The sequence below is a fragment of the Nocardioides sp. CPCC 206348 genome, from assembly GCF_048654705.1.
Taxonomy (GTDB): Bacteria; Actinomycetota; Actinomycetes; order Propionibacteriales; family Nocardioidaceae; genus Nocardioides.
The window spans coordinates 3,034-9,221 of the sequence record NZ_JBMCZA010000168.1; the positions used below are offsets into that span (position 1 = coordinate 3,034).

Sequence of the window (6,188 nt, forward strand, 5' to 3'; positions counted from 1 at the left end):
AAGGAATACCAGCGGCAGCGAACCCAGGATCAGGAACGTTGCGGCGAGGACGAGACCGGCCGAGGTGATCACACCGCCCGTGGAGGACAGGGCGATCAGCGAGCCGGACCGTGTCCCGTGGATCGCGGTCTCCTCGCGGACGCGGGTCATCAGGAAGATGTTGTAGTCGATGCCCAGGGCGACCAGGAACACGAACGCGAACAACGGGAATCCTGGATCGGATCCGGCGAAGCCGAAGACGTACTCGAACAGCAGCGCAGAGATGCCGACCGCGGCTCCGAACGACAGCACCACGGTGGCGATCAGGATCACCGGAGCGACCACGGCCCGCAGCAGTGCCAGGAGGATCAGGAACACCACGACGAGGACCAGCGGGATGATCACCAGGTTGTCGCGGTTCGCTGCGACCTTGGTGTCGAGGTAGAAGCCCGAGCCTCCACCGACGATCGCATCGGCCCCGTCGACGGCATGCACCGCATCCCGGCTGGCCTCGACGATGTCGAACGCCTTCTGGGACGAGATGTCCGCGGAGATGGTGGCCTCGAAGTACGACCGACCGTCAGCGATCGGAACGGCCGCCTCGGGAGCGCCCAGTCCGTCGATTCCGCTCAGCGACTGCTCGACCGCGTCGATCCGGTCGGTGTTGGCAACGACCTGGATCGTGTTGGAGGCGTCCTGCAGGCCGTGCTCCTCGAGCAGCTTCTGGCCCTTGATGGAGTCGAACTCCTTCGTGTAGGTGTCCTCGGTCGACAGGCCGCCCGTGTCCAGGCGGAACAGGCCGAGGCAGGCGACCAGGAGCAGCCCGGTGGTGACCACCCAGACGGTGCGGGGGCGCGGCTTGATGGCGTTGCCCACCTTCGCCCACAGGCCGGAGCTCGTCGGCTCGGCGGAGCCGAAGTCGGGCCGGCTGTGCACGCCGGTCCAGTGCTCGATCCCGACCTGGATGAGGACGAGCAGGCCGATGAAGGCGGCGAATCCGCCGAGGCCGGAGAGCAGCCCGCCGATCGTCCCGGCCGCGTCGCCGTCCTGCTTGCCCAGCACGACGCCGAGCGCAGACACGACGATGCCGCCCACGAGCATGCCGGCGCCGGTCTTGACCCAGGCGCGGTGGTTCTCCTTCGTCGGGCCGAAGACCCAACGACCGCAGATCACCAACAGTGCGGGGAGCAGCGTGACCATCACCAGGAAGGTGGCAGCGATACCGACCGCGACGACCGGACCGAGGCCGGCCGTGGAGTTCAGCTCGGCGAAGACCAGGCAGAGCATGCCGATGCAGACCGTGGCCGCACTGGCGAGGATGGCCGGTGCCGCGCGGTGCAGGGCGAAGGACATCGCTTCGTGACGGTTGTCGTGGCGGCGCAGCTCCTCGCGGTAACGAGCGACGAGCAGCAGGGCGTAGTCGGTGCCGGCGCCGATCACCAGGATGCTCAGGATCGCCTGGCTCTGGCCGTTCACGGTGAGGTCGGCGTACCTCGCGAGGAGGTAGACGATGCCGGTGGCGATGAAGTTCGCGAAGACGGCACAGAGCACCGGCAGGATCCAGAGGACTGCGCTGCGGTAGGTGAGCAGGAGGATGATGACGACGGCGAGCAACGTCAGGAAGATCAGGTCAGTGTCGATGCCTTCGAACGACTCGGCCGAGTCGGCCGCCTGGCCGCCGAAGCCGGCCAGGTGCACGGTCACGCCGTCGATCCTCGCGATGTCACGGATCTCGTCGGCCGCGTCCGGGATGGCGTTCCAGCCCTCGTCGCCGAAGTTGAGCACGAGGTACAGGTAGGCGACGTCGTCGTCGGTGGACTGCAGCTGCTGGGGGAGGTTTAGCTGTTCGGCGACGTTGGGCGACAAGACGTCGGCCTTGCCGTCGTCGTTGTCGTCGGTGACGCCCTTGACGTCGGCCGCGATCTTCGCCGCCTGCTTGTCCATCGCTGCGAGGTCGGCGTCGGTCAGGCCACCCTTGCGGTGGTAGACGACGAGGGTCGGGATGTCGTTGGGGTCGACGGAGTCGGACAGCTCCTCGAGGACCTTGGTGGACTCGGCTGAGGCGGGGAGCCAGGAGGACGCCTCGTTGTTCTGGACGTCGACCAGCTTGGCGTTGAGGGGGGCGAGGGCGAGGGCCGCGAAGATGACGACGACCGCAACGATCCATTTGGTGATGGGGCCGGTCAGCTTTCCGGCGATCTGACGGTGCATGGGCAGAACTCTTCCAGTGAGGACCGACAACGGCATCAGGATTTCTCCCTATCTGACCCTGAGGGAACCCCGGAATCATCGCCGGGCGGGAACTTTTGCCGTCCCGCCGCTCACCAGACACCGAACGGCCCCCGAATGTGACATTCGAGGGCCGTGCGGTGGTGCGGATCTAGAGGCCGAGGAACCGGCCGATGATCTCCTTCTGGATCTCGGTGGTGCCGCCGTAGATCGTCTGGATCCTCGTGTCGGCGTACGCCTTCGCGATGGGGTACTCGAGCATGTAGCCGTAGCCGCCGTGCATCTGCAGGCCCTGGTCGACGATCTTCTTCTGCAGCTCCGTGGTCCACCACTTCGCCATCGACGCGAGCGAGGTGTCGACCTCGCCCTTGTTCAGCTGCTCGATGCAGTGGTTGACGAACACCCGCGCGATGTAGGCCTCCGTGGCCATTTCCGCCAGTGTGAAGCGGGTGTTCTGGAACTTCCCGATCGGCTTGCCGAACGCCTCGCGCGTCTTCACGTAGTCGAGGGTGAGGTCCAGGACGTGCTCGATCGCAGCGATCGCGATGCAGGCGATCGAGATCCGCTCCTGGGGCAGGTTCTGCATCAGGTAGATGAAGCCCTGGCCCTCCTCGCCGAGGAGGTTCGCCTTGGGCACGACGACGTTGTCGAAGCTGAGCTCGGCGGTGTCCTGCGCCTTCAGGCCGAGCTTCTCGAGGTTCGCACCGCGGTGGAAGCCCTCCACGCCGCGCTCGACGACCAGCAGGCTGATGCCGCGCGCACCGGCGTCAGGGTCGGTCTTGGCGACCACGATGACGAGGTCGGACAGGATGCCGTTGCTGATGAACGTCTTCGAGCCGTTGAGGACGTAGTGGTCGCCCTTGTCGACGGCCGTGGTCCGGATGCCCTGCAAGTCGGATCCCGCGCCGGGCTCGGTCATGGCGATCGCCGTGATGATGTCGCCGGACACCGTGCCGGGCAGCCACCGCTTCTTCTGCTCGTCGTTCCCGATCGCGATGAGGTACGGAACGATGATGTCGGTGTGGACCGAGAAGCCCGGACCACTCGCCCCGGCGCGGGCCTGCTCCTCCGCCACGACGGCGTTGTAGCGGAAGTCCTTGATCCCCGGGCCGTCGTACTCCTCTGGAACCTCGAAGCCCAGCAGCCCGGCAGCGCCGGCCTTGCGCCACAGCTCGCGGTCGACGACGCCGTCCTTCTCCCACTGGTCGTGGAACGGCTTCACCTCGCGCTCCATGAAGGTGCGGACCGTCTTGCGGAAGTCCTCGTGCTCGGTCTCGTAGATCGTGGGGCGGTCCGGCATCAGGACACCCACTCCTTGATCTGCGCGATGGTGGCGGCGGGGTCCTCGGAGGCGGGGGAGACGGACAGGTTGGTCACGCCCGACTCCTTGAACGCGGCGATCCGCTCCTTGACGTACGACGCCGGGCCGACCAGGTTGCCGGCCTCGAGCCACTCGAGGGGGACCAGTGCTTCGGCCTCCTTCTTCTTGCCCGAGAGGTAGAGGTCCTGGATCTCCTTGGCCTCCTTCTCGAAGCCGTACTCGCAGGCGAGCTGGTTGTAGAAGTTCTTGTCGCGCGCACCCATGCCGCCGACGTACAGGGCATACAACGGGCGCATGAAGTCGAGGAATGCCTTGGTCTCGGGGCCTTCGCCGATCGCGACCATGCCGCCGGCGCAGATCTCCAGCGGCTTGAGGTCGGCGGAGCGCTTCGCGGCACCGCGAGCCAGGGGATCGCCCCACACCTGCTGGGCCTTCTCGGGGAAGTAGAGGAACGGCAGCCAGCCGTCGGCGACCTCGGCGGTCATTGCGACGTTCTTGTCGCCGAGCGCGGCAACCCAGATCGGGAGGTCGGCGCGCTCGGGGCGGTTGAGGAGCTTCAGCGGCTTGCCGAGGCCGAGGCCCTGGCCTTCGGGCAGGGGGACCTGGAGGGTCTTGCCCTGGTAGTCGAGGCGCTCGCCGCGCAGGCCCATCCGGAGCACCTCGATGACCTCGCGGGTGCGCGTCAACGGGCGGTCGTAGGCGATGCCGTGGAATCCCTCGATCACCTGCGGGCCGGAGGCTCCGAGGCCGAGCACGGCGCGGCCGCCGGAGACGTTGTCGAGGCCGGCAGCGGTCTGGAGCAGGGCGCCGGGGGTGCGGGAGTAGACGTTGAGGATGCCGGCAGCGATCTCGACCGTCTCGGTCTTGGCGGCGAGGTAGCCGAGCAGGGTGGGGGCGTCGAAACCGTACGGCTCGGCCACCCAGATCATGTCCAGTCCGGCCTTCTCGAGCGCGACGACCTGGTCGGCGGACTCACGGGGATTTCCGGCATAGATGAGTGGCATCGAAAGCTTCATGGGCCCACTGTGACAGTATTACTGTCACGATCGCAAGGGTCTCGTCATCGGGACGCCGGTCGCCGCCCGCTCCGCTTCCCTGTTAGGTAGATCCCGTGACAACTGACGCTGCTGCCCGTGAAATTCCTCGCTACACCGTTGCCGTCATCGGTGGCACCGGCCCCCAGGGCAAGGGCCTGGGCTACCGCTTCGCACGCCACGGTCACGACATCGTGCTGGGCTCCCGCGCCGCCGAGAAGGCCGAGGTCTCCGCGGCCGAGGTGACCTCGCGCCTCGAGGGCGTGGCCGGTGCCGGTGCCGCTCGTGGCGCCACCAACGCCGACGCGATCGCGGCCGCCGACGTCGTCCTGCTGGCCGTTCCGTACGACGGCCACGACGACCTCGTCGCGTCGCTGGCTGCTGACGGGGCGCTCGCGGGCAAGACCGTCATCTCCTGCGTCAACCCGCTGGCCTTCGACAAGCGCGGCGCGCACGGTCAGGTCGTCAAGGGGGGCGAGGGCTCCGCTGCCGAGTCAGCCCAGGAGCTCGCACCCGACGCGACCGTGGTCGGTGCGTTCCACAACGTCTCCGCGGTCGGCCTCTGGAGCGACGACGACTTCCTCGACGAGGACGTCATCGTGGTCGGCGACTCGGTCGAGGGCAAGCAGGTCGCCATCGACCTCGCCGCTTCCGTCACGGGCCGCGAGGGCATCGACGGCGGCAAGCTGCGGCTCGCTCGCGTGCTCGAGCCCTTCACCGCCGTACTCATCTCGATCAACCGGAAGTACAAGGTGCACGCGGGCATCCGGGTGTCGGGACTCGACGCCCACTGACCTACGGCGCCTGCGCGAACTCGCCGGCGAGGCGATCGAGGATCGCCTTGCTGGCGGTACTGACGTTCCAGGCGAGGTCGTCCTCCATCGCCCACCGGTCGCCACCGCACAGCGCAGACGTCTGGACCGTGTCGCCCCACGAGGTCTGCCCGACGATCCGGCCGGGCGTGTAGCAGGCGGGCGTGATGCCGGCCGGTTCCGAAGTCTGCATGTCGGCCACCAGCACCGCGAGATCCGCTGCGGGGATGGGGATGGCCGGTCCGGGACCGTCGGAGCAGTAGACCGCCTCGGTGATGTCGGCCGCACGCCCCACCGGCGACGGCTGGGGATTGCAGGAGAGGTCGGCGGCGGGGGTGGTCGCCGGTGGTTTGGAAGCGTCGCGCTGCTGGCGGAGCAACGCGCTGTAGCGGGCCCACAGTGCCTCGGGATCGCTGCGGAAGTCGTCGTTGCCGACGGTGACCGTGTGGCAGCCGTAGAGCTCGCCCGCGACGACGACGGTCGAACCGTCGAGGTAGCCGAACACGATCTGGTAGCCCGGCCCGAGGTCCATGGTGCAGGCGGTGTTCGGTCCCGATGCCGGGTAGGCGTCGAGCCCGTTGACGGTGTCCGTGAGCTCGTCGACGCCCGTGACCAGCGCGTCGTCCGGTACGTCGAACTCGGTGCCCGCGCCCTGGCAGAGGCGCGCGGAGACGGCACCTGGCCGAACACCTTCGCCGACCTTGCCGGTGGCCCCGTCGGGGAAGCCGGCGGCCGGGACGGCAGGGCAGGTGACGGGCGGCGGTTCGGCCGGGTCACTCGCCCGGTCGGAACCGTCGCCGTTGACGCTCCAGA

General features: G+C 68.0%; 5 protein-coding genes. 1 reads left to right on the forward strand and 4 read right to left on the reverse strand.

Annotation, left to right across the window (positions count from 1 at the left end):
* The 3 genes from ACOADB_RS13180 to ACOADB_RS13190 form a co-directional block, all read right to left on the reverse strand.
* Positions 1-2,190 (reverse strand): MMPL family transporter (locus tag ACOADB_RS13180; protein WP_378599215.1); only part of this gene is annotated, 2,190 nt, incomplete at its 3' end.
* A 169-nt stretch (positions 2,191-2,359) separates the two neighbouring features.
* Positions 2,360-3,508: an acyl-CoA dehydrogenase family protein gene (locus tag ACOADB_RS13185; RefSeq protein WP_378599218.1), complete on the reverse strand. Its 1,149-nt coding sequence runs from the start codon at positions 3,506-3,508 to the stop codon at positions 2,360-2,362.
* Positions 3,508-4,545, reverse strand: a complete 1,038-nt coding sequence (locus ACOADB_RS13190; RefSeq protein WP_378599221.1) for an LLM class F420-dependent oxidoreductase — start codon at positions 4,543-4,545, stop codon at positions 3,508-3,510. Before ACOADB_RS13190 ends, ACOADB_RS13185 begins: the two co-directional genes overlap by 1 nt.
* Before the next feature lie 95 nt (positions 4,546-4,640).
* Here ACOADB_RS13190 and npdG point away from each other — a divergent pair, with 95 nt between their 5' ends.
* Positions 4,641-5,357, forward strand: a complete 717-nt coding sequence (npdG, locus tag ACOADB_RS13195; protein WP_378599226.1) for an NADPH-dependent F420 reductase — start codon at positions 4,641-4,643, stop codon at positions 5,355-5,357.
* A gap of 1 nt (position 5,358) precedes the next feature.
* On the opposite strand, the gene ACOADB_RS13200 is transcribed toward npdG, so the two are convergent.
* The coding region (locus tag ACOADB_RS13200) for a hypothetical protein (protein ID WP_378599229.1) at positions 5,359-6,188 on the reverse strand (830 nt) is incomplete at its 5' end.